The organism is Acinetobacter sp. V2, from assembly GCF_001188385.1.
GTDB classification, from domain to species: Bacteria; Pseudomonadota; Gammaproteobacteria; order Pseudomonadales; family Moraxellaceae; genus Acinetobacter; species Acinetobacter oleivorans.
In genome coordinates this window covers 57,072-60,070 of the sequence record NZ_JZFB01000008.1, presented here as the reverse complement: position 1 = coordinate 60,070, position 2,999 = coordinate 57,072, and the positions used below count along the sequence as shown (strand labels likewise).

Annotated in this window: 3 protein-coding genes and 1 pseudogene; 1 reads left to right on the top strand and 3 read right to left on the bottom strand. The window is 40.5% G+C overall.

Translation table 11 applies throughout. The features are described from left to right. Both UC75_RS22275 and UC75_RS17265 read right to left on the bottom strand, forming a co-directional pair. Positions 1–122, bottom strand: a pseudogene (locus UC75_RS22275) (dihydrodipicolinate synthase family protein); the annotation flags it as partial. Positions 123–137: 15 nt separating this feature from the next. After that, positions 138–914, bottom strand: a complete 777-nt coding sequence (locus tag UC75_RS17265; RefSeq protein WP_049838289.1) for an aldolase — start codon at positions 912–914, stop codon at positions 138–140. Positions 915–1,025: 111 nt separating this feature from the next. Between UC75_RS17265 and UC75_RS17260 the strand changes: the two genes are divergently transcribed. Continuing rightward, positions 1,026–2,477, top strand: coding sequence for a PLP-dependent aminotransferase family protein (locus UC75_RS17260; RefSeq protein WP_049838288.1), 1,452 nt, complete (start codon positions 1,026–1,028; stop codon positions 2,475–2,477). On the opposite strand, the gene UC75_RS22270 is transcribed toward UC75_RS17260, so the two are convergent. Further along, a partial coding sequence (locus UC75_RS22270; protein ID WP_228137471.1) for an ATP-binding protein occupies positions 2,474–2,999 on the bottom strand: 526 nt, incomplete at its 5' end. The two genes, UC75_RS17260 and UC75_RS22270, sit on opposite strands and share 4 nt — an antisense overlap.

The following is a 2,999-nucleotide window of genomic DNA, read 5'->3' as shown; positions in this document are numbered from 1 at the left end:
GCAATTGCATCGCAGCCGTTTTCAATAAGCAAATCGAGCATCTGTTTTAAAACAGGAAGATTAATGGTGTTGTCATCAGAAAAAGGAGTAACAGGGTAGCCAATAATGCCGTTTAGTTTCATGGTCGAAATCTCTTTTTAAATACAGTCAGAATGTTTTTTCAAAGCTTTACGTGCGTAGTAAGCAAAGTTCACTTTGTTACGTTTATCGGTAGATACCCAGTCATGAGCTTCTGTAGCTAAATCGTGTGGGATCGGCTGAATTTGCCCAGCAGACATGGCTAGAAGTTGCAGTTGAGCTGCGCGTTCAATTAAAAGAGCCAAGTTGCAGGCTTCTTCAATGGTTTTTCCTGTGACCAGTTGACCATGGTGAGATAACAAAACAGCGCGGTTTTTACCCAAAGCAGAAGAAATCAAAATGCCTTCTTCATTGCCCACAGGAACACCTGGCCAATGGCCTACAAATGAGCAATCTTCATAAAGTGCGCAGACATCCATTTGAGAAATCATGAGCGGAATTTGAAGCATGGAAAGAGCCGCTACATGAGTCGGATGCGTATGGATAATGCAGTTAACTTCTGGGTGTTCTTTATAAATCCATGTATGAAAACGGTTGGCTGGGTTTGCCATACCATCTTGATTGATGGGTTCTAAGTCTTGATTCACCTCAAGCAAGTTTGAGGCAGTAATTTCATCAAAACCCAAACCAAAACGTTGGGTAATAAAGGATTCTTTACTTTCACTACGACAAGTAATTTGGCCTGCTAAACCAGCATCATGGCCATGATCAAATAAAATACGACAAGTGAGGGCAAGCTTTTGGCGGTCAGTTAAATCTGAGTCGCTAATCCACTTTTGCATGTCTTGCTGTGCATGTTGCATTAGGTCTTGTTTGTTTACAGAAGCAGTCTTCATCTCTTCTCCAGTCCAGTTGACCAAATTAAGTAGGTGAAGGCAGAATAGAAAATAACTGGATGAATCAATACATCCAGTTTTTATAAGTTATATGGTCCAGATGGGGCAAATATGCTAAGACCTTGGCAAGTACATTTTCGTATCGATGAAAGAGAAGAGAAAACAGTTTTTTTAAAGCTTACCAACTTGATTAGTCAGGAAATCTTAAGTGGCCGTTTGGCGCAAGGGACTATGCTGCCAGGGTCTCGTAGCCTATCAAAAGAATTAGGAGTTAATCGGAAAACGGTACAAGCGGTCTATGAAGAATTAGAAGCACAAGGATGGCTTGTGACTCGTCCCAGAAAAGGCACATTTGTGGCAGATGTTTTGCCAGAAAAACAACTCCAAATAGAGTCGATATCTGAGCGAAAAGTGAATGAGAAGCCAACTATTCAAGAAGTTGCTTTATATCCACATAACGATGGTGTACCAGATCCGAGGCTTATTCCCTACGAACTATTTTCGCGGGCCTATCGGCATGCACTGATTAAAATTACCCAAAACCAGTATATGGGGTATGGTGACCCACGAGGTATGATTGAGTTAAGACAAGCCTTACAACAAATGTTGTCAATGGAACGTTTTATGAATGTTGCCGAAGATGAGATTTGTATTGTACGTGGTAGCCAGATGGGAATTTTTCTTGCATCTCGTGCATTACCTAATAGGCAGGGTGTTATCGTTGTTGAAGAGCTTTACTATCCATCTGCTTTTAAAGCGTTCCAATCAAATGGTTTTCAGGTCGTTTCTGTCAAATTAGATGAACAAGGTATTGTCATTGAGGATTTAGAACGTGTTTTAAAAGAACATTCGGTTGCTGCCATTTATACAACTCCGCATCATCAATATCCCACAACTGTTACGATGCCAATGAATCGCCGTCTTCAACTCTTAGAGCTTTCAAAAAAATGGGGCTTTTATATTATTGAAGATGACTATGATCATGAATTCCATTATGACAGTCGGCCTATGCCACCCTTAGCGAGTTTGCCTCATTCTGAATTGGTTATTCATGTTGGCTCATTGTCTAAAGTTTTTGCACCAGGGATCCGTTTAGGCTACATCGTGGCATCGCCATCAATCATTCAATCGATTACTGAAGATATTTTACTGATTGATCGTCAAGGTAATAATATTACTGAACTTGCCTTAGCAGATTTAATGCAACGGGGTGAAATTAAAAGACACATCCGTAAAATGAAAAAAATATATCAACTACGCCGAGACCATGCGTTAGCTGAGTTTAAAAGAATTTTTGCAGAGTGTGTTCATATACAACCACCCGCGGGTGGAATGGCGTTATGGGTAAAATTCCAGAAACCATTTACTCGAGATCAGCTTATAAAATTAAAAGAACTCAACATTGATACAGAGCATAAGTTTAAACAAAACGAGTCTTCTAATCGTTGTATTCGCTTCGGTTTTGCAGCTTTATCAGAGAAAGAAATCACTAGTCTAATTGAAACCTTAAATAAGGTTCTTAATAAAAGAACAGCGGACTCATCATCCGCTGTTTTGCCTTAAGAATGATTGCCTCGATAGGAGAGTGCTTCTGTGAGATGAGGACTTTGAATCATCTCACTTTGAGCCAAATCGGCAATGGTCCGCGCTACTCGTAAAACACGATGATAAGCACGAGCTGATAGATTTAAACGTTGCTGTGCCATTTCAATCATTCGCTGTGAAGTACTATCAAGGACAGCATATTGCTCAAGTTGTTTCGGTGAAAGCGCTTGATTTAAACAATTTTGTCTTTGCATTTGTTGTTCATAAGCAGAAATCACACGCTGTCTTACAGCCGTAGAACCTTCAACAGGTGTTGGATCTTGCAGTTCCTGAGCTTTTAAAGGCGGTACATCAATATGTAAATCGATACGGTCAAGTAACGGGCCCGATATACGGTTTTGATAGCGCTTAATGCTGTCAGGTGAACATTGGCAACGGCTGTCTTGATTAAACGCATAACCACATGGGCAGGGGTTCATCGCAGCAATCAGTTGAAAGTTAGCCGGATAAGTAATCTGCCGAGCTGCTCGTGAAATAATA

Bases quoted from the DNA above. Each gene is read 5' to 3' on its own strand.
- UC75_RS17265 (WP_049838289.1), bottom strand. From the start codon at position 914: ATGAAGACTGCTTCTGTAAACAAACAAGACCTAATGCAACATGCACAG.
- UC75_RS17260 (WP_049838288.1), top strand. From the start codon at position 1,026: ATGCTAAGACCTTGGCAAGTACATTTTCGTATCGATGAAAGAGAAGAG.